The sequence below is a fragment of the Acidovorax bellezanensis genome, from assembly GCF_025421555.1.
Taxonomy (GTDB): domain Bacteria; phylum Pseudomonadota; class Gammaproteobacteria; order Burkholderiales; family Burkholderiaceae_C; genus Comamonas; species Comamonas bellezanensis.
Genome location: NZ_JAODYH010000005.1, coordinates 253065 through 279495 on the forward strand (window position 1 = coordinate 253065; position 26431 = coordinate 279495).

The window sequence follows — 26431 nt, forward strand, 5'->3', positions numbered from 1 at the left end:
GCGAAGGGGCTGGCGCTACACTGCGCGCCATGTCCACACTCACGCTTCCCCAGGATAGACCGCTGACCGAGGTCCGCAACGGCCTGCTGTGCATGGGCCTGCTGCAAGGTCTGCTGGCGCTGGCCCTGGTGCATTCCGGACTGGAGCGCGACTGGCAGACGCTGGGCCTGCTGCTGATCCTGCAGCCGCCGCTGTTCATGGCAATGACCGTCACGCGCTGGCGCGATGCCCGGCTGTGGGCCGGCGGCGCCGTGATGGCGGCCGTGGTCGGCTTGATGGCGGGCGGCATGCTCTGGGGCCTGCGCCATTCGCCTTGGGAAGACAACCAGCTCTTCGTCTATCTGGGCGTGGCCTTGTCGCTCTGGTGGTTTGTCGCCTTGCCCTGGTTCCAGGCCTTCATGGCCCATGGCCGCTGGCGCGTGCCCTATGCCGCGCTGTTCGTGCTGGCCTGGAACAACGCGCTGGTGCTGGCGCTGGCCGCGTTGTGCCTGCAACTGGTGTGGGGCGTGCTGTGGTTGTGGGCCGGGCTGTTCGCGCTGGTCAAGGTCGAGTTCTTTGTCACGCTGTTTTCCGCGCAATGGTTCGTCTTCACGGTGACCGGCCTGCTGGGCGGCCTGGGCCTGTGGCTGGCGCGCACCCAGCAGCGGCCCATCCAGGTGATGCGCCAGACCCTGCTGGCGCTGGGACGCCTGCTGCTGCCCTTGCTCGCCTGGGTGCTGGTGTTCTTTGTGCTGGCGCTGGTCTTCACCGGCGTCCAAGGCCTGTGGGCCACGCGCTTTGCCGCCGCGCTGCTGATGGGCGTGTTGATCCTGCAGATCTGGGTCGTGAACGCCGTCTACCAGGACGGCGCGGCCGCCCAGGCCCCTTGTCCCCGCGTGCTGCGCTGGCTGGTCGATGCCAGCCTGCTCGCCATGCCCGTGCTGGCCACCCTGGCCTGCGTGGCCATAGGCCTGCGCGTGCAGCAATACGGCTGGACGCTGGAGCGGGTCTGGGCCGCCGCCGCGGCCGGCGTGCTGTGGCTTTATGCCCTGGGCTATGCCTGCGCCGCGGCCCACAGCATGCGCCAGGGCACGGCACGCCCTTGGCTGCAGTGGCTCGCGCCCGTCAACCAGGCGTTGTCGCTGCTGGTGCTGGCCCTGCTGCTGGCGCTGCAGACGCCGGTGCTCGACGGCCAGCGCATCAGCGCCGCCAGCCAGCGCGAGCGCCTGCGCGCCGACCCCACGGAAGCGACGCTGGAGCGCCTGGTCGATCTGAAATGGCGCCACGGCCCTTATGGCATCGATGCGCTGGAAGCACTCGCCCAGGACCCCGGCTTCCAGGCCGGCGATGCGCGCCAGCGGCTGGATGTTGCCCGCGCTTCCACCACACGCTATGTTGCGTCCTCGGAGACCGAGCAAAGTGCAAGCTTCGACCTGGGTGCTGCCCAGGAGCGCATCAGTACCCCCGCGGGAATGACGCGCCCCCAGCCCGATTGGTGGGACTGGTGGCAGCAGCAGGCAAAGGACGAATACTGGGCCCGGCAATGCCTGTTGCCCAGCGCCGACTGCGTGCTGCTGTCAGGCGACTGGGACCAGGACCAGCAGACCGATCACCTGCTGTGCAAGCTCGAGGACCGCGGCGACCGCAGATGCCGCCTCAGCGCGCGCAATGCCGATGGCCAATGGCAGGACCAGGGCACGGTGGTCTGGACCGATACCCATACCGCCAAGGAAAACCGCCTGACGCGCGATCTGCTGCGTGAAGGGCGCATCACCACCGAACGTTCGCGCTGGCCCGATTGGCAACTGCCCCATCAGAATGCACAGGGCAATGCGCAGCCGTTCACGGGGCGCCTGCAGTCGCCCGACTGAGCCGCCACCGCAGCGCGCCGCCTGTCGTGGCGATACCAGTGCGCCGCTCGCCAGCCCGACAAAGAAAAACGCCCGGCTTGCCGGGCGTTTTTGCTATCAGTCTCTGTCGGATGTTTTCACGATCTGTGCCATCCGACCAGCTGCCTCAGACGTCAATATTCCCCGCCCGCAACGCATTGTTCTCAATGAAGTGGCGGCGTGGCTCGACTTCGTCGCCCATCAGCATCGTGAATACGCGGTCGGCTTCGATGGCGTCGTTGACCTGCACCTGCAGCAAGCTGCGCACGTTCGGGTCCATGGTGGTTTCCCACAGCTGGGCCGGGTTCATTTCGCCCAGACCCTTGTAGCGCTGGCGGCTGGTCGTGCGTTCGGCTTCGGACAGCAGCCATTGCATGGCCTGGCGGAAGTCGGTGACTTTTTCCGACTTGGCCTTGTCGCCTTCGCCGCGCATCGCCTTCGCGCCTTCGGACAGCAGGCCGTTGAAGTGCTGGGCTTCGTCCGCGAGGGCGGCGTAGTCGTGGCTGCGCACGAAGTCCTGGGTCAGGATGGAGCTCTTGATGTTGCCGTGGTGGTGGCGGCTGATGCGCAGCACCGGGTTGTCGGTCTGCGGGTCGATTTCGCCGGTCACTTCGGCGGGCACGCCCGTGGCAGTGAGTTCGCGCAGCTTGGCTTCCAGGATGGGAGCGCAGGCCTGGGCTTCCTCGATGGTGTCGAGCTTGATCTGCACGCCGTCGGCGATGGCGCGCAGGGCTTCCGCGTCCATGAAGTTCGACAGGCGCTCGATGACCATTTCGGCGGCCAGGTGCATGTTGGCCAGCTTGGCCAGCTCTTCGCCTTCCAGCGTGCGCGGGTTGGCGCCGCCGGTGGTGACGCTGGCGTGGTTCAACGCGATGCGCAGCAGGTAGGTGTTGAGCGCCGCGCCGTCCTTGAGGTAGAGCTCTTCCTTGCCGCTCTTGACCTTGTACAGCGGTGGCTGGGCGATGTAGATGTGGCCGCGTTCGACCAGCTCAGGCATCTGGCGGTAGAAGAAGGTCAGCAGCAGGGTGCGGATGTGCGCACCGTCCACGTCCGCGTCGGTCATGATGATGATGCGGTGGTAGCGCAGCTTGGTCGGATCGAAGTCGTCGCTGCTGCTCTTGCCCGATTCCGCGCTGGCCTTGCCGATGCCCGTGCCCAGGGCCGTGATCAGCGTGATGATTTCCTGGCTGGCCAGCAGCTTTTCGTAGCGGGCTTTTTCCACGTTCAGGATCTTGCCGCGCAGCGGCAGGATGGCCTGGAATTTGCGGTCTCGGCCTTGCTTGGCCGAGCCGCCGGCGGAGTCGCCCTCGACGATGTAGATTTCGCACAGCGCCGGGTCTTTTTCCTGGCAGTCGGCCAGCTTGCCGGGCAGGCCCATGCCGTCGAGCACGCCCTTGCGGCGCGTCATTTCACGCGCCTTGCGCGCGGCTTCGCGGGCACGCGCGGCTTCGATGATCTTGCCGCAGAGGATCTTGGCGTCGATGGGGCGTTCCTGCAGGAAGTCGGACAGGGTCTTGGCGACGATGTCTTCCACGGGAGCGCGCACTTCGCTGGACACCAGCTTGTCCTTGGTCTGGCTGGAGAACTTGGGCTCAGGCACCTTGACGCTCAGCACGCAGCACAGGCCTTCGCGCATGTCGTCGCCGGTGACTTCGACCTTGGCCTTCTTGGCCAGCTCGTTCTGCTCGATGTACTTGCCGATCACCCGGGTCATGGCCGCGCGCAGACCCGTCAGGTGGGTGCCACCGTCACGCTGGGGAATGTTGTTGGTGAAGCACAGCACCTGCTCGCTGTAGCCGTCGTTCCACTGCATGGCCACTTCGACACCGATTTCGGTGCCGGGGATGCCGCCGTAGGACTCGGCAGGGCGCGTGCCCGTGGCGTAGAAGGCCGTGGGGTGCAGCACCTTCTTGGTGGCGTTGATGAAGCTCACGAAGCCGCGCACGCCGCCCGCGCCCGAGAAGTCGTCTTCGCGGCCCGAGCGTTCGTCCTTGAGGCGGATGCGCACGCCGTTGTTCAGGAAGGACAGCTCGCGCAGGCGCTTGGCCAGGATGTCGTAGTGGAAGTCGTGGTTCTGCGTGAAGATCTCGGTGTCGGGCAGAAAGTGCACCTTGGTGCCGCGCTTGTCGGTGTCGCCGATGACGCGCATGGGTGAGACTTCAATGCCGTTGACGATTTCCAGCGGGCGGTTTTGCACAAAGCCGCGCGCGAAGTCGATTTCGTAGGCCTTGCCTTCGCGGCGCACGGTGAGCTTGAGCCAGGCGGACAGCGCGTTCACGCAGGACACGCCCACGCCGTGCAGACCGCCCGAGACCTTGTAGCTGTTCTGGTTGAACTTGCCGCCGGCGTGCAGTTCGGTCAGCGCGATTTCGGCAGCCGAGCGCTTGGGCTCGTGCTTGTCGTCCATCTTCACGCCGGTGGGGATGCCGCGGCCGTTGTCGATCACCGACAGCGAGTCGTCGGCGTGGATGGTGACCAGAATGTCGTCGCAGTGGCCGGCCAGGGCTTCGTCGATGGAGTTGTCCACGACTTCGAAGACCAGGTGGTGCAGGCCTGTGCCGTCGGACGTATCGCCGATGTACATGCCGGGGCGCTTGCGCACGGCTTCCAGGCCTTCAAGGATCTGGATCGCGCCTTCGCCGTAGCCTTCGCTGGCGCCGGCCTGCTGGGCGTCGATCTTGTGGGTCGGCTCGATCGAGTCGCCTTGGGGTTCGGGCAGCGTAGTGTCAGCGGTCATTGGGAAAAGCCTTGCGATCCGGTGGAAACAAAGTTTCCAAAATATTCAATAGGGGTAGAAATGGCGGCAAGCACTGGGGGGCAGGCGCTTGCCGCGATCAATCAAGCAGCAGGTGGCAGGCTCAAATGCGCATGGGCATGACGACGTACTTGAAGTTCTCGTTGCCTGGAATGGTCAGCAGCGCGGAGCTGTTGCCGTCGGCCAGGTCGATCTTCACCATGTCCTGGCCCATGTTGGTCAGTGCGTCGATCAGGTAGGTCACGTTGAAGCCGATTTCAATCGTGTCGCCGCCGTAGTCGATGTCGAGCTCGTCCACCGCCTCTTCCTGCTCGGCGTTGTTGGACGCCACACGCAGGGTGCCGGGCTCGAGCGTCAGGCGCACGCCCTTGAACTTGTCGCTGGTCATGATGGCCGTGCGCTGCAGGCTGGCCAGCAGGGGCGCGCGGCCCAGGGTCACGCTGTTGCTGTGGGCCTTGGGAATCACGCGGTTGTAGTCGGGGAACTTGCCTTCGACCAGCTTGGTCACGAACTCCATGCCGCCAAAAGTGAACTTGGCCTGGTTGTTGGCGAACTGCATTTCGATGTGGGGCTGGTTGTCACCGCCCACGTCCGACAGCAGGCGCTGCAGTTCCAGCACGGTCTTGCGCGGCAGGATGACTTCCTGCTTGGGCACTTCGACGTCCAGCGTGGCGCTGGAAAACGCCAGGCGGTGGCCGTCGGTGGCGACCAGGCTCAAGGTATTGCCTTCGGCCACGAACAGGATGCCGTTGAGGTAGTAACGGATGTCCTGCACGGCCATGGCGAACGACACCTGGCCCAGCAAGTCCTTCAAGACCTTTTGCGGCACGCTGAACGACGGGCCGAAAGAGGCCGCTTCCTGCACCAGCGGGAAGTCCTCGGCGGGCAGGGTCTGCAGCGTGAAGCGGCTCTTGCCGCCCTTGAGGATGATCTTGCTCTGGCTGGTTTCCAGGCCCACGGTCTGGTCGCCGGGCATGGTCTTGAGAATGTCGATCAGCTTGCGGGCGCCCACCGTGGTGGTGAAGTCGCCGGTGTCGCCGCCGAGTTCGGCGGTGGTGCGGATCTGGATTTCGAGATCGCTGGTGGTGAGTTGCAGGGCGTTGCCTGTCTTGCGGATCAGCACATTGGCCAGGATGGGCAGTGTGTGGCGGCGTTCGACAATGCCGGACACCGACTGCAGAACTGCGAGAACCTTGTCTTGTGTTGCCTTCAGGACGATCATGTCAACCTTTAGTAAATAGGGGTACGGTCGCTGCTACTGTGCGATTTATAGGGGTTGGGCCCTCGCGCCACCCCACCGCATATTTTGCCTTGTCGCGTGGCATTTCTGGGCGTGGATAGCGCGGGCGTTGTGCCCTAGCCTTTGAGCGTTTGCTCCAGCACGTGCAGCTGTTGGTTCAGTTCCGTGAGCTGCTGGCGTTCGGCGGCAATCTTGCGCACCGCATGCAGCACCGTGGTGTGGTCGCGGCCACCGAACAATTCGCCGATTTCGGGCAGACTTTTTTGCGTCAGCTCCTTGGCCAGGTACATCGCAATCTGGCGCGGCCGCGCAATGCTGGCCGGGCGCTTCTTGCTGTACATGTCGGCGACTTTGATCTTGTAGTAATCCGCGACCGTCTTCTGGATATTTTCCACCGAAATCTGGCGGTTCTGGATAGACAGCAGGTCGCGCAGCGCTTCGCGGGCCAGCTGGATCGACACTTCCTTCTGGTTGAAGCGCGAATAGGCCAGGATCTTGCGCAGCGCGCCTTCGAGCTCGCGCACGTTGGAGCGCACGTTCTTGGCCACGAAGAAGGCGACTTCCTCGGGCATGTCGGCGTTCTCGGCGCGGGCCTTGTTGATCAGAATGGCGACGCGCATCTCGAGCTCGGGCGGCTCTATGGCCACCGTGAGGCCCGAATCGAAGCGTGACACCAGGCGCTCGTGGATGTTGGCCAGACCCTTGGGATAGGTGTCGCTGGTCATCACGATGTGGCTCTTCTTGGCCAGCAGCGCTTCGAAGGCGTTGAAGAACTCTTCCTGCGTGCGGTCCTTGTTGGCGAAGAACTGAACGTCGTCAATCAACAACAGATCGAGCGAGTGGTAGCGCTCCTTGAACTCGTCGAAAGTGCGCCGTTGGTAGGCTTTGACCACATCCGAGACGAATTGCTCGGCATGGATGTAGAGAACTTTGGCGTCCGGCTTGTCGGCCAGCAGCTGGTTGCCCACCGCATGCATCAAATGGGTCTTGCCCAGGCCCACGCCGCCGTAGATGAACAGCGGGTTGTACAGATGACCGGGTGAGCCCGCCACATGCATCGCGGCCGATCGGGCCATGCGGTTGGCCGTACCTTCAACCAGGGTGTCGAAAGTCAGGGCCGCATTCAGGCGGGTGCGGAACACCGGCGCCGCAGGCTCTTCCTGGACGGAGCTGGTGGTGATCTGGTGGGTTTCCTGCTGCCCAGGACGATCGGCTGAAAATGGGCGCACGTAAGTGCGCGTCACCGATTCTCGGTGAGCGAGTGCTAACTCCAGTGTGACAGGCTGGCCGTAAAGGGCTTCGAGCATGGCCGAAATCCGCCCGGCGTATTGGGCGCGAATCCAGTCGAGCTTGAAGCGGTTGGCCACGTATACCGTGACCTTTGAAAAGTCGGCCGCCACCTGGGCGGTCAGTGGCTTGATCCACGTGTTGAACTGCTGTTCGGGCAGATCCTGCCCCAGCTGCTCCACGCAGACTTGCCACAGGCCTTGGCCAGCGTCGTTGTTAGGTTCCTCGGTCATCGTCAGTGTCTTGTTGTGGATAGAGGAACAGTTGCGGGGCACCGATTGTAGCTTTTCAAGGACTTATCCACAAAATATCAGGTGGTTGTCCTCAACTTGTGTGCAGACAAGCGGCTGACCCGTGATGAGAAAGGTCATTGCAACATGGAACGAATGTGGAGATAATCGCGGGTTTCCCTGAATGTGTTCAGGGTGATATGGCCCGGCCTGCTGTTTTTTGCGGTTGGCGGGTGTTGCCGGGAGGGCGGCTTTTTGGCCTTTTGCCTGCCCGGTGCGAATCTGACCCTCCTCAAGGAACAACATCATGAAACGTACTTACCAACCTTCCAAGACACGTCGCGCCCGTACCCACGGTTTCCTGGTCCGCATGAAGACCAAGGGCGGCCGCGCTGTGATCAACGCTCGTCGCGCCAAGGGCCGCAAGCGCCTGGCTGTCTAAGGCCATTCTTGGCGCCTGCCCATCGGTTCACCCCGTGGGCTCCTCTACGGAGGTGCCACGTATGCAACGGCTGAAAACGCGTCCGCAGTTTCAAGCTGCCATGGCGGGAGGCATAGTCTCCCGTACCGCGCACTTTGCCTTGCATAGGCTGGTACTCGACGTGGATGTGCCTGTAATGCCTTCTTCAGGGCCCGGTAACTTGCCTCTTGTGCAAGCACCGCAGGCCCTGTTTGGCGTGGCGCACGCGCTGCCCGCTTCCTGGCTGGGTGCCATGGCACCCAAACGCTGGGCCAAGCGGTCGGTCACGCGCCACACCATCCAGCGACAGGTCTACACGCTGGGCGATGAATACGCTTCGCAGCTGGTCTGCGCCGCGTACGTCGTTCGCCTGCGCGCGACTTTCGACCGCAAACAGTTCATCAGCGCGACGTCCGAGCCCTTGAAGCAGGCGATTCGCGAGGAACTGCATCAGCTTTTCGCCTATGCCGTGCGCCGACAGGTGCGGCCGGCGGAGGGCGGGCCAGACCGCAAGGCGGCCCCGTGATACGCGGTCTGCTCATGGCCCTGGTGCGGGGCTATCGCCTGACCTTGAGCCCATGGATTGGCTCGGCTTGCCGTTTTGAGCCCACCTGCTCCGCCTATGCGCTCGAAGCCCTCGAGCAGCATGGGGCGGCGGCGGGCAGCTATTTGACCTTGCGCCGGCTGGCGCGCTGCCATCCATGGTGTGATGGCGGTCATGATCCGGTTCCATCGCAAACGCCCCGGCTGTTTGCCTGCTGCCAGCCTTCTTCTTCGACCACCCAACCTTCCTCAAAGAAGTCTTCATGAACGACATTCGCCGCACCATCCTGTGGGTGATATTTGGCTTTTCCATGGTCTTGCTATGGGATAAGTGGCAAGTTCACAACGGCAAACAGGCCACTTTCTTCCCTTCGCCAGTGACCACGCCGGTCGCCGCGGGCCCCGCCCCGGTCGCGCCAGGCGCTGCCTCCGTGCCTTCGTCTGTGGCCGCACCCGCGGACAGCAGCCAGGTGCCCGGTAGCGCCCCGGCTACGGCTTCTGCCGTGGCACGGGAAAGCATCCAGGTCACGACCGATGTGCTGGCACTGACGTTCGACGGCGAGGGCGGCACGCTCAAGCACGCCGAAATGCTCAAGTACGCGGATACGGCCGACAAGTCCAAGCACTTCGTGCTGTTCGACGAAAGCGCGCACCGTGTCTACATGGCCCAGTCCGGCCTGATCGGTGGCGAGTTCCCGAACCACAAGACGGTGATGCAGTTCGTGCCAGGCCCCAAGGCGCTGCAGGACGGCCAGAACGAGTTGCAGATCCGCTTCGAGTCGCCTGAAATGGCTGGCGTGAAGCTGGTCAAGACCTGGACCCTCAAGCGTGGCTCCTATGACATGGTGGTCAAGCACGAAGTGATCAACACCGGCAGCACGGCGCTCAAGCCCCAGCTGTACGTGCAGTTGGTGCGTGACGGCAATGCGCCTCCCGGCGAGTCCAGCATGTACTCGACCTTCACTGGCCCGGCCGTCTACACCGACGCCAAGAAGTACCAGAAGGTTGAATTCAAGAACATTGACAAAGACAAGGCCGACTACGAGAAGGTCTCGACCAACGGCTATGTGGCCATGGTCCAGCACTACTTTGCGAGCGCCTGGCTGCTGGCTGACGGCATACAGCGCGATATTTTCGCGCGCAAGGTCAGCGACAACCTGTATGCCGTGGGCATGATCACTTCCCTGGGCACGGTCGAGCCTGGCCAGACCAAGAGCCTGGACGCGACGCTGTTTGCCGGCCCTCAGCTGGAAAAGACGCTGGAAAGCCTGGCTCCCGGCCTGGAACTAGTCAAGGACTATGGCTGGCTGACCATCATGGCCAAGCCCCTGTACTGGCTGCTGGACAAGATCCACAGCGTGCTGGGCAACTGGGGCTGGTCCATCGTCGGCCTGGTGCTGGTGCTGAAGATCATGTTCTACTGGTTGAACGCCAAGGCCTACTCGAGCATGGCCAAGATGAAGGCCATCAACCCCAAGATCATGGAGATGCGCGAGCGCCTCAAGGACAAGCCGCAGCAGATGCAGCAGGAGATGATGCGCATCTACCGCGAGGAGAAGGTCAACCCCATGGGTGGTTGCCTGCCCATCATCATCCAGATTCCGGTGTTCATTGCGCTGTACTGGGTGCTGCTGTCGAGCGTGGAAATGCGCAATGCGCCCTGGATTGGCTGGATCACCGACCTGTCGTCGCCTGACCCTTACTTCATCCTGCCGGTGCTGATGACCCTGAGCTCGCTGCTGCAGACCGCGCTCAACCCCGCGCCACCAGACCCGATGCAGGCCAAGATGATGTGGATCATGCCGCTGATGTTCAGCGTGATGTTCTTCTTCTTCCCCGCCGGCCTGGTGATGTACTGGCTGACGAACAACATCTTGTCGATCGCCCAGCAATGGCTGATCAATACCCGCATGGGTGTTCCTCCCCAGTTCAATCTGCCGAAGTTCCGCTGATTGACCACACGGCCCACAAGGTGGGTCGTGGCTTCCCGACAACCACGGCCGCGCTTGCGGCCGTGGTTGTTTCTGCATGGCGTGCGAAAGTTATCCACATGTTGTGCCAGCCCCTGGATGCTTGGCCCGACTATCATCCCCGCCACCTGCCTATGTTTTGCCTGAGAGAGTCCTGCCATGCTGCCCCGCCACGCTGATCCCATTGCCGCCATTGCCACAGCCCCCGGTCGCGGAGCGGTGGGCATCGTGCGCGTTTCCGGCAAGGGCCTGGCGCCGCTGGTGCAGCGCCTGTGCGGACGCGCGCTCAAGCCCCGCGAAGCGACTTACCTGCCGCTGCGCGATGCCAAGGGCCAGCCCATAGACCACGGCCTGGCGCTGTTCTTCCCCGGGCCGCACAGCTATACGGGCGAAGACGTGCTGGAGCTGCAGGCCCATGGCGGCACGGTGGTGCTGCAATTGCTGCTGGCGCGCTGCCTGGAAGCGGCGGCCGAAACCGCGGACGGCCAGACCTGCCTGCCGGGCCTGCGCCTGGCCCAGCCCGGCGAGTTCACCGAGCGGGCCTTTCTCAACGACAAGATCGATCTGGCCCAGGCCGAAGCGATTGCCGACCTGATCGACGCCAGCACCGAAGCGGCGGCGCGCAGCGCCAGCCGCTCGCTGTCGGGCGCGTTCTCGCAGGAGATCCACACGCTGCGCGACGCGCTGGTGCGCCTGCGCATGCTGGTCGAAGCCACACTGGACTTTCCCGAAGAGGACATCGACTTCCTGCAGCAGGCCGATGCCAGCGGCCAGTTGCTGCGCCTGCAGCAGTCGCTCGATGAGGTGCTGGCCCGGGCCCACCAGGGCGCGCTGCTGCGCGAAGGCATCAAGGTGGTGATCGCCGGCCAGCCCAATGCCGGCAAGAGCTCGCTGCTCAATGCCCTGGCGGGCGCCGAGCTGGCCATCGTCACCGAGATCGCGGGCACGACGCGCGACAAGGTGCAGCAGACCATTCAGATCGAAGGCGTGCCCCTGCACGTGATCGACACGGCCGGTCTGCGCGAGAGCGAGGACACGGTCGAGCGCATCGGCATCTCGCGCGCCTGGGAGGAAATCGCCGCCGCCGATGCCGTGCTGTTCCTGCACGACCTGACGCGCCAGGACCAGTCCGATTACCGCGCGGGCGACGACTCCATCCGCGCCACGCTGGCCGAGCGCCTGCCGGCCCAGGTGCCGGTGATCGACGTCTGGAACAAGACCGATTCGGCCAGCGCTGACATGCTGGCCCAGGCCGAAGGCTTGCGCCTGTCGGCCCGCACCGGCGACGGCCTGGACGCACTGCGCCGGCGCCTGCTGGAAGTCGCGGGCTGGCAGTCGGCACCCGAAGGCCTGTACCTGGCGCGCGCACGCCACGTCGAGGCCTTGCAGGCCGTGGGTGCCCACCTGGAGCAGGCGACGCTGCAACTGCACGCCGCGGGCCATCTGGACCTGCTGGCCGAAGAGCTGCGCCTGGCGCAGAACGCGCTCAATGCCATCACCGGCGAGTTCACGTCGGACGATTTGCTGGGCGTGATCTTTTCCAGCTTTTGCATCGGCAAGTAGTTTTCCGCCGCGCGATTCAGTCCGGCTCCGCCCGGTGCAGTAATTCCAGAAACATCTGCGCCGGCAGGCTCATGGGCCGGTCCCGGCGCACCAGGCTGCCGTAGGACTCCAGCCGGTGGCGCAGGACGTAGGGGACGATGCGCAGCATGCCGTGCGCGTCATTGAGCGCGCCCACCGTCAGCGGAATGACGCCCACCATGTCGGAGTTGCGCACCAGGTTGATGGTGGTCAGGATGGAGCCGGTCTCGATCAGGCCGCGGGGCAGGGGCGTGCAGTGTTCGCGAAACTCCTGCTCGATCACGGTGCGCATGGGGCTGCCCGCGGGCTGCAGCACCCAGCCATAGCGCTGCAGGTCGGCGAACGCCACCTGGCGCAAGGCCAGCAAAGGATGGTCGTTGCGCACGATGAAGGCCAGGCTCTCGTCCTCGATGGGGCGGAAACTGCATTCCGCGGTGGACGCCGTGGCCATGCGGCCCACGACCACTTCCAGCACGCCTTCCTGCAGCTGGGCCAGCAGGCGATCGCTGGTGTCCACGGCCACTTCCATTTCCAGCAAAGGCAGTTGCTGCTTGAGATCCAGCAAGGCCTGGGTCAGGCGGCCGGGCGAGGCCGCCATGATGCTGCCCACGGCCAGGCGCCCGGCGCTGCCCTGGCGCAACTCCCCCAGTTCGCGGTTGAGCGCTTCCATGCTGCCGCGCATGGCGCGAAAGTAATCGAACACCCGGTCGCCCGCGGCATTGCGCTTGAGTTTTCGTCCCACGCGGTCGAACAAAGGCTGGCCCAGGGCATCTTCGAGCTCGTGCAGCATCTTGGTCGCCGCCGGCTGGGTCAGCCCCAGCTGGGCCGCCGCTCCGCGCAGGGTTTGCTGCTCCTCTATAGCCAGTATCAAGGCCACCTGGCGCATGCGCAGCCGGTTGAGCAGTTGCGGCGTGTTGTCGCGCTTGTCTATCGATCCCATGGAGGCCTCGCTGATTACTTCAGGTGATCAATTTATCAAAAACATTCAGTTTACGCATATCAGTGCCTTGCCTAGGATGCAGTCACTAGATCAATAAGGAGACAACGATGCAAAGACGTCATTTGCTGGCCGCCGCAGCGGTCATGGGAAGCAGTCTGCTGCCCTGGCAGGTTCAGGCGCAGGACGCGGCCAGTTGGCCGAGCAAACCTGTGCGCATGCTCGTGGGCTCGGCCCCTGGCGGCGGCACCGACGCCATGGCGCGTGCCGTGGCCGACCGGCTGGCGCCTTTGCTCAAGCAGCCGGTGCTGGTGGAAAACCGTCCCGGCGTCTCCAACACCATGGCCGTGGACGTCACGGCCAAGTCCACCGACGGCCACACCATGGTCATGGGCGTGGTCACGGCCCATGCGATCGCGCCCCATTTGCTCAAGCTGGGCTACGACAACAACAAGGATCTGGTGCCCGTGGCCTTCGTCGGCTCCGTGCCCAACGTGCTGGTCGTGGGCAATTCGGTCCAGGCCAATACGGTCGCCGAACTCGTCGCCATGGCCAAGAAGAACCCCGGCCGGATCAACTTCGCCAGCAGCGGCACGGGCAGCACCCAGCACATCGCCGCCGAAGTGTTCAAGGATGCCGCCGGCATAGAGCTCACCCATGTGCCTTACAAGGGCAGCTCGGCCGCGCTGGTGGATCTGGTCAGCGGCCAGGTGCAGATGAGCTTCGACACCATGCCTTCGGTGATCGGTCAGATCAAGGGCGGCAAGCTGCGCGCCCTGGCGGTGACCTCACCCCAGCGCAACGCCCAGTTGCCCCAGGTGCCGTCCATGGCCGAATCCGGCCTGCCCGGCGTGGAAATCAGCGCCTGGTACGGCATTTACATGCCGGCTTCCACGCCCAAGGCGGTGCAGCAGAAAGTGCATGACGAAGTCAACAAGGTCATCGCCATGGCCGAGACCCGCACCCGCCTGGAAGCCGTGGGCGCCGACCTGCGCCCCATGAGCCAGGCCGACTTTGCCGCCTTCCATCTGGCCGAGTACAAGCGCTTCGGCGACATCATTCGCAAGAACAACATCAAACTGGACTGAGCCATGTTGACCGCATCCCTACCCGTCGTTGCCCTGACCCTGGGCGACCCTGCCGGCATCGGCGCTGAACTGATCGCCCGGCTGCTGGCCAAGCCCGAAGCCTGCGCGCAGGCCAATCTGGTGCTGATCGGCGATCCCTGGCTGTGGGCGCAGGGCCAGCGCATTGCCGGCGTGCAGGTGGCCACGGCGCCGCTGGCCGATCTGGCGCAGGTCCGCGCGCGGACCGACACGCGGCTGCCGGCCTTTGTGGCGGTGGACAGCATCGCGCAGGCCGAGGTGCAGACCGGCCAGGTCGGGGCGGCGGGAGGGCGGTCGGTGCTGCAGGTGCTGGACCAGTGCATGGATGCGGCCCTGGCGGGCGACATCGATGCCATCTGCTTCGCGCCATTGAACAAGCAGGCCATGAAGCTGGGCGGCCTGCGCCATGAGGACGAGCTGCACCACTTCGCCGAGTACCTGGGCGTGCAGGGCTACTTCTGCGAGTTCAACACCCTGGGCAATCTCTGGACCTCGCGCATTTCCTCGCATGTGCCGCTCAAGGATGTGGCCAGCTATCTGAGCCAGGAGCGCATCGCCCAGGCGGCGGAACTGATCTACAACGCCTTGCGCGCCAGCGGTGTCGCCCAGCCCAAGGTGGCGATCGCGGGCTTCAACCCGCACAACGGCGACGGCGGCACCTGCGGGCGCGAAGAGATAGACATCATCGCGCCGGCCGTGCAAGCCTTGCAGGCCCGCGACTGGCCCAGCGATGCGCCGTTCCACGGGCCGTTCCCGGCCGACACGATTTTCCTCAAGGCCCAGGCCGGCGAGTACCAGGCCATCGTGACCATGTACCACGACCAGGGCCAGATCGCGATCAAGCTGCTGGGCTTCTCGCGCGGCGTGACGGTGCAGGGCGGCCTGCCGATCCCGATCACCACGCCGGCCCACGGCACGGCCTATGACATCGCCGGCCAGGGCCGGGCGAGCGTCGAAGCCACCTGGCAGGCCTTGCAGATCGCCAGCCGCATGGGCATTGCCCACCGCGCCGCGCAGGCCACGGCCGCGCTCTGATGCCACGGGCGGCCCATGCCGCCCCATTGATTCCCCCCATTTTCCTGAGAGGTCTGTATGAAGATCAAGTCCGTGCGCGCCCGTGTTTTCCAATGGAAGGGCAAGACCGTTCCGCCCCAGGGCAACTTCTGCTCCAACGCCATGGATCTGGTGTACTCCAACACCGAGAGCATGAGCACTTTTCGCTTCCATTCGTGGACGGTGGTCGAGATCGAGACCGATGACGGCATCGTCGGTATAGGCAACGTGGCGCTGGCCCCCGCCATCGCCAAGGCCATCATCGACCAGTACCTGACGCCGCTGGTGGTGGGCCAGGACCCCTGGGACTACGAATACCTGTGGCAGCGCATGTACCGCGCCACCCACGCCTGGGGCCGCAAGGGCGTGACCATGGCCGCGATTTCGGCCATCGACCTGGCCATCTGGGACATCCTGGGCAAGAGCGTCAACAAGCCGGTGTTCAAGCTGCTGGGCGGGCGCACCAAGGAAAAGATTCCCTGCTACTACTCCAAGCTCTACCGCGGCGACCTCAAGGAAATGCAGGACGAAGCGCAGAAGTTCATGGACCAGGGCTTCACCGCCTTCAAGATGCGCTTTGGCTACGGCCCGGCCCATCTGCAGCATGGCGTGAAGGAGAACCTGAAATCGGTCGAGGCCATCCGCGAAGTGATCGGCTACGACAACGACTTGATGCTTGAGTGCTACATGGGCTGGAACCTCGAATACGCCAAGCGCATGCTGCCCAAGCTCGCCAAGTACGAGCCGCGCTGGCTGGAAGAGCCGGTGATCGCCGACGACATCGACGGCTACGCCGAACTCAACGCCATGAACATCATCCCGATCTCGGGCGGCGAGCACGAGTTCAGCCTCTACGGCTTCAAGCAGCTGCTCGACAAGAAGGCCGTGAGCGTGGTGCAGTACGACACCAACCGCGTCGGCGGCATCACGGCCGCGCACAAGATCAACGCGCTGTGCGAGGCCTATTCGGTGCCCGTCATCCCGCATGCCGGCCAGATGCACAACTACCACCTGACCATGAGCACGCTGGCCTCGCCCATGGCCGAGTACTTCCCCATCTTCGACGTGGAAGTGGGCAACGAGCTGTTCTGGTACATCTTCGACGGCGAGCCCATTGCCGACAACGGTTTCCTGCAACTCCGGGACGATGTTCCCGGTCTGGGCCTGACGCTCAAGACCGAGTACCTCGACCAATTCGACATCATTGAGTAAGGAGCCGCACCATGCCTGGACTTTCCAACCCCCGTTACCGCGGCATCTTCCCGGTCGTTCCCACCACCTTCCACGCAGACGGCACGCTGGACCTGGCCAGCCAGAAGCGCTGCGTCGACTTCATGATCGATTCCGGCGTCGACGGCCTGTGCATTCTGGCCAACTACTCCGAGCAGTTCCTGCTGGCCGACGACGAGCGCGAAACGCTGACCCGTCTGGTGCTCGAGCATGTGGCCGGCCGCGTGCCGGTCATCGTCACCACCACGCATACCAGCACCGCCATCTGCGCCGCGCGCAGCCGCCGGGCCCAGGACATGGGCGCGGCCATGGTGATGGTCATGCCGCCCTACCACGGTGCGACGTTCCGCTTCGGTGAAGAGCAGGTCCATCGCTTCTTCGCGGGCGTGTCCGATGCCATAGCCATTCCCATCATGATCCAGGACGCGCCGGCCGCCGGCACGCCTTTGTCGCCGGCCTTCCTGGCGCGCATGGCCAAGGAGATCGAACAGGTCAGCTACTTCAAGATGGAAACCGCGGGCGCGGCCAACAAGCTGCGCGAACTGATCGCCCTGGGTGGCGAAGCCATCGAAGGCCCCTGGGATGGCGAAGAAGGCATCACCCTGCTGGCCGACCTCGAAGCCGGCGCCACGGGCGCGATGACCGGCGGCGGCTTTGCCGACGGCATACGTCCCATCATCGAAGCCCACCGCAAGGGCGACAAGGACGCGGCCTTCGCCCAGTACCAGCGCTGGCTGCCGCTGATCAACCACGAGAACCGCCAGGCCGGCTTTCTGGCCGCCAAGGCGCTGATGCATGCCGGTGGCGTGATCGCCTGCGATGCACCGCGCTCGCCCTGGCCTGCGCTGCACCCCGAAGTGCGTCGCCAGTTGCTCGATATTGCCCGCCGTCTGGACCCGCTGGTGCTGCGCTGGGCGCGCTGAAAGAAGAGCCATGTCCCGCTACGACAACCTCATCAACGGCCAGTGGACTGTCGGCAAGAGCAACAGCCCCAACGTCAACCCCAGCGACCTGTCCGATCAGATTGGCGAGTACGCCCAGGGCGATGCCAGCGACGTCAATGCCGCGGTCGCGGCCGCCACGGCCGCCTTTCCTGCCTGGAGCGTTTCCGGCATCCAGGCCCGCCACGATGCGCTGGCCAGGATAGGCGCCGAAATCCTGGCGCGCAAGGAAGAGCTGGGCGATCTACTGGCGCGCGAGGAAGGCAAGACCCGGCCCGAAGCCATGGGCGAAGTCGTGCGCGCGGGCCAGATCTTCCAGTTCTTCGCGGGCGAATGCCTGCGCCTGTCGGGCGAGACCCTGCCTTCGGTGCGCCCTGGCGTCGGCGTGGAAATCACGCGCGAGCCCATAGGCGTGGTCGGCCTGATCACGCCCTGGAACTTCCCCATCGCCATTCCCGCCTGGAAGATCGCGCCGGCCCTGGCCTTTGGCAATTGCGTGGTCCTGAAGCCCGCCGATCTGGTGCCGGGCAGCGCCTGGGCGCTGGCCGACATCATCCACCGCAGCGGCATTCCGGCCGGCGTGTTCAACCTGGTCATGGGTCGGGGCCGCGTGATCGGCGAAGCCCTGGTGCAGCATGCCGATGTGGCGGCGATCAGCTTCACGGGTTCGGTGGACGTGGGCCGGGGCATTGCCGCCGCCTGCGTGCAAAGCGGCAAGAAAGTGCAGCTGGAAATGGGCGGCAAGAACCCGCAGCTGGTGCTCGATGATGCCGATCTGAACCAGGCCGTGGAGCTGTCGGCGCAAAGCTGTTTTTACTCCACCGGCCAGCGCTGCACGGCGTCCAGCCGGCTGATCGTCACCGACAAGATCTACCCGGCCTTCATCGAGGCCCTGCAGGCCCGCATGGCAAAGATCAAGGTCGGCGATGCGCGCGCCGCGGGCACCGACATCGGCCCCGTGGTCAGCCAGGCGCAGCTGGAGCAGGACCTGAGCTACGTGGAAATCGCCCAGGCCGAAGGGGCCCGGCTGGCCGCGGGCGGCGCGCGGGTGAACTGCCACACGGGCAGCGACAACAAGGGCTTCTTCATGCAGCCCGCGCTGTTCGTCGACACCGAGGCCGGCATGCGCATCAACCGCGAGGAAGTCTTCGGCCCCGTGGCCAGCGTGATCCGCGTCAAGGACTACGAAGAGGCACTGGCCGTGGCCAACGACACGCCGTTCGGCCTGTCGGCGGGCATTGCCACGACCAGCCTGAAATACGCCAGCCACTTCAAGCGCCACAGCCAGGCCGGCATGGTGATGGTCAACCTGCCGACGGCGGGAGTCGACTACCACGTGCCGTTTGGCGGGCGCAAGGGATCGAGCTACGGCCCGCGCGAGCAGGGCCGCTATGCCCAGGAGTTCTACACCACGGTGAAGACGGCGTACACGCTGGCCTGAGGGGGCTTCAAGGCGCGGCGTTGCGCAGCAGTTGCGTGTGCAGGATGCGGCGGATTTCGACGATGGCCTTGGGGTGTTCCTGCACGCTGTGGCCCGACACAATCACCAGCTCCGACTCCGCGCCGCTCAGGTGGGCGCTGGAGTAAGGCACGACACCATCGCTGGACTCGGCCAGCGGCACGCCGGGCTCGGCATTGCCGATGATGGAGTGGTAGCGCAGCCCGGGCGCCAGGGGCAGGCGCGAGGACAGGCGCACGAACGGGTCCTGGTCGCTGAGGTTGTCGATGCTGTTGGGAATGCGCAGCAAGCCCTGCTTGCCCGGCCGGGGCTTGAGCTGGGCCAGGGTGCGGGTCACGTCACCGACCTGTTCCAGCATGGCAAACGGCAGGGTGATCAGGTTGGAGATCCAGCGCGCGATGCGGTGGTTGGCCACGGGGGTGCCGCGGTGGGGCGCAGCGATGAAGATGGCGTCGGTGACCGAAGGCAGGGGCTCGAAGTCCAGCAGTTCGCCCATGCGCTGCCGCAACCAGTCCTGCTGGTCGGCTGGCACCTGGTAGTCCGCGAGCAGGCGCTCTCCGAGATTGTCGCCGGTCGATGAGACCATGAGCCGCGAAAGCACGCCGCCCATGCTGTGACCGATCAAGGTGGTCTGCTGCGAAGCCGCGGCCAGGCCTTTGGGGTCGAAGTGCGAAAAAGTGGTCTGCAGCGCTTCGCGGATGGCGCGGTTGTTCAGCGCCAGCGGTGCATTGGTCGGGTAGTAGACCTGCCAGATCTGGTAGTTCTGGCGCAGGGTCTCGTCGCCCAGCACTTCGTTGGCGACGTTGATCCAGGCTTCGGGGCTGCTGGCCAGGCCGTGCAGCATGACGATGACGCGCCGGCTCGGGTCGTAGGGCTGCATCAAGTAGATCTTGGGGCGCAGCAGACCGTTGTCGGCGCCCAGCAGCGAGCGCAGGGCCTGGGTGGAAAAGCCCGAGCGCGCCAGCCACAGGCCGTAGCCCGAAGTGAAATTGGCCGCCAGCGGCACCTCTTCGCCCGCCAGTTGCACGTTGTTGAAGCGGTAGGGGTCGTACATCTGTATATGGATGTCGCGCGTGCGCAGCACTTCGGCCAGGGTAGAGCCTTCGAAGCGCAGCAGCGCCGTGATCGCCGGGTAGGGTGCTTCCTGGAAGGCCGCGTCGGGCGCTTTGCGGGACTGGGAGGCGAGCGCAGGCTCGTCGGTGGGGAACACCGCCACCAGTTCGGCGCCCAGGCCGTCGCGCCGGTAGACGTTGCGCAGACCGGAGAACGTCAGCGACGAAGCGGGAATCAGCTCGCGCGGCATGCGCACGTCGCGTGGCAGCCAGATGCCCGACAGGTCGGTGTGCAGGGTCCAGCCGTTCCAGGGCAGCACCGAGGATTCCAGGGCCTCGACATGGCTGGCCTGGCTGTGGTGGAACAGCCCGGTGATGGCTTGCTGCACCGCATAGTTGTAGTAGTCACGCACCTGGGTCTGGCGGTCTTCCAGCACCCGTTCGCTCGACTTGCGCGAGGAAAAGAACAGGTAGGCGTAGGCATGGCGCGCGGCTTCCATCCAGGCGTCGATTTCATCGCTGCCGTGGCTGTTGGGCGCGTTGCGCTGGGACTGCATGGCGGCCTGGGTCCACAGCTCGGCCAGGGAGGACAGGCGCCTCTCGTCGGTCAGGCCTGGCGTGCTGGCAATGGTCTGGCGGCATTCGGCCGGGCGGGCTTCGCAGGCCTTGAGCTCCAGGCCTATCACCCGCAGGCTTTCCTGCGTGGCGGCGCTCAGTTCGCCTTCGGTCAGGATGTCGGAGCGCTTTTGCGACAGGTAGTCCGACGGTTGTATGGAGCTGACCTTGACGCCGGCGCAGCCGGTGAGCAGGACGGCGACGCACAGCGGCAGCCAGGGCGTTGCCGCCTGGCGCCAGGCACGAGCAAGAATTGGGCGAAAAAGGGTCAGCAAGGACATGGTTCCATCAAGGGCAGGGGCTGGCTCAGCGGGCCAGCACGGGCAGGCCTTGCCGTATGGCCGCGGAAAAATCGGCGCCCGGTGGCAGCTGCAATATGCGGTCAGTGATGCGGCCCCGGGCCTGCAATTCCTGCAGCGAATAGCCGGGCGTGAGCGCGCCGGCGTCCTCCACGTACGAAGGCAGGTAGCCCGACAGCAGCAGGCGCCAGTCCAGGGGCAGGCCCGTGACGATGCGCTCCATCATGGCGTAGACGATGGTGGTGCAGTTGGCGGTGAGCGTGTTGTAAAAGCGCGGCGCGGCGCGCAGTGCCTCGGCTTCGTCCAGGTACTGCTCGAACAGGGCGCGTATGGACTCAGGCGACATGTGCACCCGGTAGAGGTAGAGGTCTTCGCCGCGCACGCGGGCGCGCACGCCCAGGATGTCGCGCTCGTCGGCGGCGACCAGCGCCAGTTCATAGCGCTTGAAGAAGCCGGCCACGGTCGAATACTGCTCGCCGCGTTCCTTGCGGACTTCCACTGAAAACACCAGTTGGCGGCCGTCGGCGAAGCCGAAGGACACCAGGGTGTGGGCAATGGCCGGCCCCATCCAGTAGGACAAGGCCATGTCGACCGAGCGCAGGCTGTCGAGGTCGTAGCGCCGGCTTTCCCAGCGGGCGGTGTAGTCGTCGTCGCTGCGCCAGTCGAAATTGCGCACGTTGTGCAGCACCAGCTGCGAGCCCTTGCGTTCCACGCGCAGCGAGCGCGAGACATCGGAGGTCCAGTTGCGCTGGTTGGAAGGTGTGATCGAAGTCCACCACAGGCCCAGCAGCAGGCAGCCTACGGCCAGCAATCCCCAGGCCAGCGGCGAGCGCGGATCGGAGCTGGCCAGCAGGCCGGTGGTGACGACCCAGGTCACCCACAGCCCGGCCAGCGCCGCGGCTGCCAATGGCCCGCCAGGGGCCTGGCTCCACAGCGCCAGAGCGCCAAAACCCGCGAGCACCAGGGCCAGCAGAGTGCCGATGACGCGCCCGCAGCCGGACCAGCCGACCCAGGGGTGGGATGGCTGCTTGGCAGAGGTGAGGGCGGGGTGCAGGGGCATGGAACGGGGCGATCAAAAACGGGGCGACCGGGAAGCAGGTCGTCAACGCAGGGTTTGCGCGGCCGGTGAGTGTGTCACACCGCCGTGCGAGGGGTACAGGGACAAAGACCTGGGGTTTTTGGGGGGCGCACAGGCCCCCGGCGTTCAGTGCCCGGCGAAGTCAACCAGGGTAAACAGTGGCAGACCGCTGTCGCGCAGGTGTTGCGAACCGCCAAGTTCGGGCAGGTCCACGATGGCCGCGCCTTCGATCACCTGCGCGCCCAGCTTCTCCAGCAATTTCTTGCCCGCCATCATGGTGCCGCCCGTGGCGATCAGGTCATCGATCAGCAGCACCCGGTCGCCGGCCTTGACGGCATCGGCGTGCAATTCCACGGTGGCGCTGCCGTACTCCAGCTCATAGGTTTCTTCCACCGTGGTGAACGGCAGCTTGCCTTTCTTGCGGATGGGCACGAAGCCCACGTTGAGCTCGTAGGCCACCACCGCTCCCAGGATGAAGCCGCGCGCGTCCAGGCCTGCGACCACGTCGGGGCGCAGGGCCGGGTCCATGTAGCGGTGGACGAAAGCGTCGATCAGCACGCGAAAGACCTTGGGGTTTTGCAGCAGGGGCGTGATGTCGCGGAACTGCACGCCCGGCGCGGGCCAGTCGGCCACGGTGCGGATGTATTGCCGAAGGTAGTCGTTGATGGTGAGTGTGAGCATGGCGAAGGCGATGTGGGGGCGGGCAGGGCGCTGGCGCGCGGCAGTGGAGCAGTGTAAACAGCCCGGCGCCAAGGTCAATGCCGCCGACCTGGGGGTGCCAGCGGGGTACTGGCCGGCGGGGACTAAAATCCGTGCATGAAATCTGCTGCTGCCGCCGTGCGCCCTTTTGATGGCCCACGGGCCCTGGAACTGGCCCGTGAGACCCTCGGTATCGAGGCCCAGGCCCTCCAGGCCCTGTCCGACCGCCTGTCCCCTGCGTTTGCGCAGGTCGTTGAACGCATTCTTGCCCTGCGCGGCAGGGTGGTGGTGATGGGCATGGGCAAAAGCGGCCATGTGGGCCGCAAGATCGCGGCGACGCTGGCGTCCACCGGGACGCCGGCCTTTTTTGTGCATCCGGGCGAGGCCAGCCATGGCGACCTGGGCATGGTCACCGAAGCCGATCTGGTGCTGGCGCTGTCCAACAGCGGCGAGAGCGATGAAATCGCCGCCCTGCTGCCGGCACTGCGCCGCCAGGGCGTGCCCTTGGTGGGCATGACGGGCGGGGCCGAGTCGACGCTGGCCCGGCATGCGGACTGGGTGCTCGATACTCGTGTGGAACGCGAAGCCTGCCCGTTGAACCTGGCGCCTACGGCCAGCACCACGGCCCAATTGGCCATGGGCGATGCGCTGGCGGTGGCGCTGCTGGACGCCCGCGGCTTTCGGGCCGAGGACTTTGCACGCTCCCACCCCGGCGGTGCGCTGGGCCGCAAGCTGTTGACCCATGTGGGCGACGTCATGCGCTCGGGCGAGGACATTCCCCGAGTACCGGCCGAGGCCTCCTTCTTGGAGTTGATGCGCGAGATGAGCGCCAAGGGCCTGGGCGCCTCGGCCATCGTCGGCCCGCAGGGCGAATTGCGCGGCATCTTCACCGATGGGGACTTGCGCCGGCGCATCGAGGCCGGTGACGATTTGCTCAGCACCACGGCCGGCGCCGTCATGCACCCTCAGCCGCGCACCATTCGCGTCGACGCGCTGGCCGTTGATGCCGCGCGACTGATGGAGCAGCACGGCATCACTTCGGTGCTGGTGGTGGAGGGGGCCGACCAGCTGGTCGGCGTGGTACATATTCGCGACCTGCTGCGCGCCAAGGTGATCTGATGGAACATTCTGCTGTGTCTCCCGCGCTGCACTTCGACCCCCAACTGCTGCTCAAGGCCCAGGGGGTGCGCGTGGTCTTTTTTGACGTCGACGGCGTGCTCACCGACGGCGGGCTGTATTTCAGCCAGGAAGGGGAAGAGCTCAAGCGCTTCAGCACGCTCGACGGCCACGGCCTGAAGCTGCTGCAAAAGGCCGGCATCACGCCGGTGGTGGTGACCGGCCGGGATTCGGCGGCGCTGCGTTTGCGCCTGAAGAACCTGGGCGTGGAACATGCGCGCTTCGGCACCGAGGACAAGCTGCCGGCGGCCGAGGAGTTCTTGCGCCTGCTGGGACTGGACTGGAGCCAGGCCGCCGCCATGGGGGATGACTGGCCTGACCTGCCGGTGATGCGCCGCGCGGCCATCGCCTGTGCGCCGGCCAACGCCCATGCCGAAGCGCTGGCCGTGGCGGACTACGTCACCGCGCGCCAGGGGGGCTATGGCGCGGCCCGCGAATTCAGTGATCTGTTGCTGGTGGCGTCCGGACGCTACGCAGCCCTGCTTGAAAGCTATGCATGACGCGCAATCGCTGGCACCGCAGTTGGGACAGCTTCACGATCTATCTGCCGGTGGTGCTGATGGGTCTGATGGCGCTGGCCAGCTGGTGGTTGGTGCGCAATGCACCCACGGCCCAGCCGGCAGCGTCGGCCCGGGCTCCGGTGCATGAGGCGGACTATTTCATGAAGGATTTTGCGGTGCAGAGCTTCGACGCCGCAGGCCACATGAGCAGTCAGCTCCAGGGCGTGGTGGCACACCATTACCCCGATACCGATACGCTGGAAATCGACGGCGTGAAGATGCAGTCGACGGCTCCCGATGGTCGCCGCACCCTGGTGGTGGCCAAGCGCGGCCTGAGCAACGGCGACGGCTCAGAAATCCAGTTGTTTGGCGATGCCCGGGTCACGCGCGAAGCCATGGTGCTGCCCGATGGCAAGCGTTCTCCCGAGCTGCGTTTCGAAGGCGAATTCCTGCATGCCTGGGTGAATGAGGAAAAAGTCAGCTCGAACCAGCCCGTGGTGCTGTGGCGCGGCAGCGACCGTTTCACGGCCGACAGCCTGGACTACGAGAACCTGGACCAGGTGCTGCAACTCAAGGGCCGGGTCCGTGGTGTGCTGCAGCCTGGCCCTGCCAAATGAGCCTGCCCACGCCCACCACCCGGCCGCTGGCCTTCATCACCGGTGCTTCCAGCGGCATAGGCCAGGCTCTGGCCGGGCGCTTTTATGCCCAAGGCCATGATCTGGCCCTGGTGGCCCGCAACACGCAGGCCATGCACGACTGGGCCCAGGGCCAGGGGCTGGATCCTGCGCGCTACGCGGTGTATGGGGCCGATGTATCGGTGGCCGACAGCATTGTCGAGGCCGGCCAGCAGTGCCTGGCACGCCAGGGTCTGCCGCAGGTGGTGGTGGCAAGCGCCGGCGTGAGCTGGGGCGTGGACTCGGCCGAGCGCGCCGACCTGGAGGTCATGGCCCAGCTGTGGGCCACCAACAACCTGGGCATGGCCGCGACTTTTCATCCCTTTATCCGCCCCATGCGGGAGCGGGGATCGGGCACGCTGGTCGGGATTGCCAGTGTGGCCGCGATCCGCGGCCTGCCCGGCCACGGCGCCTATTGCGCCAGCAAGGCCGGCGTGGTCAGCTACTGCGAGAGCCTGCGCGGCGAATTGCGCGCGAGCGGCGTGCGCGTGGTGACCCTGCTGCCCGGCTATGTCGCGACGCCGCTTACGCGCAATAACCGCTACGCCATGCCTTTCTTGCTGACGGCCGATGCATTCGCCGTCCGGGCCTTGCGGGCCATCCTGCGGCAAACCAGTTATTGCGTGATTCCCTGGCAGATGGGCGTGGTGGCCAAGCTGCTGCGCATTCTGCCCAATGGCGTATTTGACCGCCTGCTTCAAGGTCGACAAACAAAACACCGGCATATCGAGAAATAATCAGATGACTGATTATTTTTCCGTATGAAACGCACAGCCAGGCTGTGGAATGGCTGCAGTATCTTGATTTCTACCCGTGGGTATGGGCGTAAAAAAAGGCTTCAATTGAAGCCTTTTGTTTTGCGGTGATTAATTACTCGCCGTGGTTGTTGCCATAACCGCCGCGGCCACCACCGCCGCCGCCACCGCGGGGGCCGGAACCATAGGGGCTGCGAAAGCCGCCGTCGTTGCGACTGCCGCCGTAGCCGCCGCCGCCTTCACGGCCGCCACCACCGTAGCCACCGCCTTCGCGGCCACCACCGCCGTAGCCGCCGCCGCCTTCACGACCGCCGCCGCCATAGCCGCCGCCACCACCGTAGCCGCCGCCTTCACGGCCGCCACCACCACCACCATAGCCGCCACCGCCGCCGCCACCATAGCCACCGCTGCGTGGTGGGCGAGGCTCCATCGGACGGGCTTCGTTGACGACCAGACTGCGGCCACCGAGCGATTGTCCGTTCATGCCTTCGATCGCTGCCTGCGCTTCTTGATCGCTGCCCATCTCGACGAAACCAAACCCCTTGGAGCGACCGGTGTCGCGCTCCATCATGACCTTGGCACTTGTCACTGAACCATACTGGCCGAATGCCTGCTCAAGATCGTTGTCGCGCACTCCATAAGGGAGATTGCCAACATACAGCTTGTTGCCCATTAGAGAACTCCTCAAACTCTCACGTACACAATTGCTGTGGTGCTCACATGTTGCCAGCGATCCATTGAAAGAAAACCTGCGCACGCATTGCAAATCACCTGCACTGATATCGGTAATGCCGACATCAAATTATGAGGTAAAAGAAATGCAAAAAAAAAGCCGGCATATGTCGGTTTAGCGCGAAACAGACGAAAAAAAAGGGCCCGAAGGCCCTTTTTTTGACAATGAGTTTCGAAAAACTCGGAGTCAG

24 protein-coding genes are annotated in these 26431 nt (G+C 65.0%); 15 read left to right on the top strand and 9 right to left on the bottom strand.

From position 1 onward, the window contains the following. Positions 1-29 precede the first annotated feature (29 nt). Positions 30-1850, top strand: a complete 1821-nt coding sequence (locus N0K08_RS12675) for a DUF4153 domain-containing protein (protein WP_261500741.1) — start codon at positions 30-32, stop codon at positions 1848-1850. Between the two features lie 145 nt (positions 1851-1995). On the opposite strand, the gene gyrB is transcribed toward N0K08_RS12675, so the two are convergent. The 4 genes from gyrB to N0K08_RS12695 all read right to left on the bottom strand — a co-directional run bounded on the left by gyrB (position 1996) and on the right by N0K08_RS12695 (position 7689). Then, positions 1996-4605, bottom strand: a complete 2610-nt coding sequence (gyrB, locus tag N0K08_RS12680; protein ID WP_261500742.1) for a DNA topoisomerase (ATP-hydrolyzing) subunit B — start codon at positions 4603-4605, stop codon at positions 1996-1998. A gap of 121 nt (positions 4606-4726) precedes the next feature. Beyond that, on the bottom strand, positions 4727-5845 hold the full coding sequence (gene dnaN / locus N0K08_RS12685) for a DNA polymerase III subunit beta (RefSeq protein ID WP_261500743.1): 1119 nt from the start codon (positions 5843-5845) through the stop codon (positions 4727-4729). A gap of 134 nt (positions 5846-5979) precedes the next feature. Then, complete coding sequence (dnaA, locus tag N0K08_RS12690; RefSeq protein ID WP_261500744.1) at positions 5980-7383, bottom strand: chromosomal replication initiator protein DnaA; 1404 nt, start codon at positions 7381-7383, stop codon at positions 5980-5982. Positions 7384-7446: 63 nt separating this feature from the next. After that, the gene (locus tag N0K08_RS12695) at positions 7447-7689 is read right to left on the bottom strand and encodes a hypothetical protein (RefSeq protein WP_261500745.1); all 243 of its coding nucleotides are present in this window, start codon (positions 7687-7689) and stop codon (positions 7447-7449) included. On the opposite strand from N0K08_RS12695, the gene rpmH reads away from it, so the two are divergent. The 5 genes from rpmH (at position 7688) to mnmE (ending at position 11916) form a co-directional block, all read left to right on the top strand. After that, positions 7688-7822 (top strand): 50S ribosomal protein L34, encoded by a 135-nt coding sequence (gene rpmH, locus N0K08_RS12700; RefSeq protein WP_012207856.1) that lies wholly within the window; start codon positions 7688-7690, stop codon positions 7820-7822. The genes N0K08_RS12695 and rpmH overlap by 2 nt on opposite strands. A 61-nt stretch (positions 7823-7883) precedes the next feature. Next, positions 7884-8366, top strand: a complete 483-nt coding sequence (locus N0K08_RS12705; protein ID WP_261500746.1) for a ribonuclease P protein component — start codon at positions 7884-7886, stop codon at positions 8364-8366. Next, positions 8363-8650 (top strand): membrane protein insertion efficiency factor YidD, encoded by a 288-nt coding sequence (yidD, locus tag N0K08_RS12710; protein ID WP_261500747.1) that lies wholly within the window; start codon positions 8363-8365, stop codon positions 8648-8650. Before N0K08_RS12705 ends, yidD begins: the two co-directional genes overlap by 4 nt. Continuing rightward, complete coding sequence (gene yidC, locus N0K08_RS12715; protein ID WP_261500748.1) at positions 8647-10335, top strand: membrane protein insertase YidC; 1689 nt, start codon at positions 8647-8649, stop codon at positions 10333-10335. Before yidD ends, yidC begins: the two co-directional genes overlap by 4 nt. 177 nt (positions 10336-10512) lie before the next feature. Further along, positions 10513-11916: a tRNA uridine-5-carboxymethylaminomethyl(34) synthesis GTPase MnmE gene (mnmE, locus tag N0K08_RS12720; RefSeq protein ID WP_261500749.1), complete on the top strand. Its 1404-nt coding sequence runs from the start codon at positions 10513-10515 to the stop codon at positions 11914-11916. 16 nt (positions 11917-11932) lie between these two features. Here mnmE and N0K08_RS12725 read toward each other — a convergent pair whose 3' ends face one another. Beyond that, on the bottom strand, positions 11933-12874 hold the full coding sequence (locus N0K08_RS12725; protein ID WP_261500750.1) for a LysR family transcriptional regulator: 942 nt from the start codon (positions 12872-12874) through the stop codon (positions 11933-11935). A 107-nt stretch (positions 12875-12981) separates the two neighbouring features. Here N0K08_RS12725 and N0K08_RS12730 point away from each other — a divergent pair, with 107 nt between their 5' ends. The 5 genes from N0K08_RS12730 to N0K08_RS12750 are packed head-to-tail and all read left to right on the top strand — an operon-like array spanning position 12982 to position 18642. Continuing rightward, a complete protein-coding gene (locus N0K08_RS12730; RefSeq protein ID WP_261500751.1) occupies positions 12982-13959 on the top strand; it encodes a Bug family tripartite tricarboxylate transporter substrate binding protein in 978 nt (325 codons plus the stop codon). Positions 13960-13962: 3 nt separating this feature from the next. Further along, the gene (locus tag N0K08_RS12735) at positions 13963-15012 is read left to right on the top strand and encodes a 4-hydroxythreonine-4-phosphate dehydrogenase PdxA (protein WP_261500752.1); all 1050 of its coding nucleotides are present in this window, start codon (positions 13963-13965) and stop codon (positions 15010-15012) included. A 57-nt stretch (positions 15013-15069) separates the two neighbouring features. Next, the gene (locus tag N0K08_RS12740; protein WP_261500753.1) at positions 15070-16242 is read left to right on the top strand and encodes an L-rhamnonate dehydratase; all 1173 of its coding nucleotides are present in this window, start codon (positions 15070-15072) and stop codon (positions 16240-16242) included. 11 nt (positions 16243-16253) lie between these two features. Continuing rightward, complete coding sequence (locus N0K08_RS12745) at positions 16254-17183, top strand: dihydrodipicolinate synthase family protein (RefSeq protein WP_261500754.1); 930 nt, start codon at positions 16254-16256, stop codon at positions 17181-17183. A 10-nt stretch (positions 17184-17193) separates the two neighbouring features. After that, positions 17194-18642 (top strand): aldehyde dehydrogenase family protein, encoded by a 1449-nt coding sequence (locus N0K08_RS12750; RefSeq protein ID WP_261500755.1) that lies wholly within the window; start codon positions 17194-17196, stop codon positions 18640-18642. Positions 18643-18649: 7 nt separating this feature from the next. On the opposite strand, the gene N0K08_RS12755 is transcribed toward N0K08_RS12750, so the two are convergent. The 3 genes from N0K08_RS12755 to N0K08_RS12765 form a co-directional block, all read right to left on the bottom strand. Then, positions 18650-20608 (bottom strand): esterase/lipase family protein, encoded by a 1959-nt coding sequence (locus tag N0K08_RS12755; protein WP_261500756.1) that lies wholly within the window; start codon positions 20606-20608, stop codon positions 18650-18652. Between the two features lie 25 nt (positions 20609-20633). After that, positions 20634-21686: an Lnb N-terminal periplasmic domain-containing protein gene (locus N0K08_RS12760; RefSeq protein WP_261500757.1), complete on the bottom strand. Its 1053-nt coding sequence runs from the start codon at positions 21684-21686 to the stop codon at positions 20634-20636. Between the two features lie 144 nt (positions 21687-21830). Next, on the bottom strand, positions 21831-22385 hold the full coding sequence (locus tag N0K08_RS12765) for an adenine phosphoribosyltransferase (RefSeq protein ID WP_261500758.1): 555 nt from the start codon (positions 22383-22385) through the stop codon (positions 21831-21833). 135 nt (positions 22386-22520) lie between these two features. On the opposite strand from N0K08_RS12765, the gene N0K08_RS12770 reads away from it, so the two are divergent. From N0K08_RS12770 to N0K08_RS12785, 4 genes are read left to right on the top strand one after another with little or no spacing between them, the layout of a single operon-like run. Beyond that, positions 22521-23522, top strand: a complete 1002-nt coding sequence (locus N0K08_RS12770) for a KpsF/GutQ family sugar-phosphate isomerase (RefSeq protein ID WP_261500759.1) — start codon at positions 22521-22523, stop codon at positions 23520-23522. Further along, a complete protein-coding gene (locus N0K08_RS12775) occupies positions 23522-24079 on the top strand; it encodes a KdsC family phosphatase (RefSeq protein ID WP_261500760.1) in 558 nt (185 codons plus the stop codon). The genes N0K08_RS12770 and N0K08_RS12775 overlap by 1 nt, the downstream gene beginning before the upstream one ends. Next, positions 24076-24696 (top strand): LPS export ABC transporter periplasmic protein LptC, encoded by a 621-nt coding sequence (gene lptC / locus N0K08_RS12780; RefSeq protein ID WP_261500761.1) that lies wholly within the window; start codon positions 24076-24078, stop codon positions 24694-24696. The genes N0K08_RS12775 and lptC overlap by 4 nt, the downstream gene beginning before the upstream one ends. Further along, positions 24693-25490, top strand: a complete 798-nt coding sequence (locus N0K08_RS12785; RefSeq protein ID WP_261500762.1) for an SDR family oxidoreductase — start codon at positions 24693-24695, stop codon at positions 25488-25490. Before lptC ends, N0K08_RS12785 begins: the two co-directional genes overlap by 4 nt. A gap of 133 nt (positions 25491-25623) precedes the next feature. Here the strand turns inward: N0K08_RS12785 and N0K08_RS12790 are convergent, their stop codons facing one another. Continuing rightward, positions 25624-26181, bottom strand: a complete 558-nt coding sequence (locus N0K08_RS12790) for an RNA recognition motif domain-containing protein (RefSeq protein ID WP_261500894.1) — start codon at positions 26179-26181, stop codon at positions 25624-25626. Positions 26182-26431 lie beyond the last annotated feature (250 nt).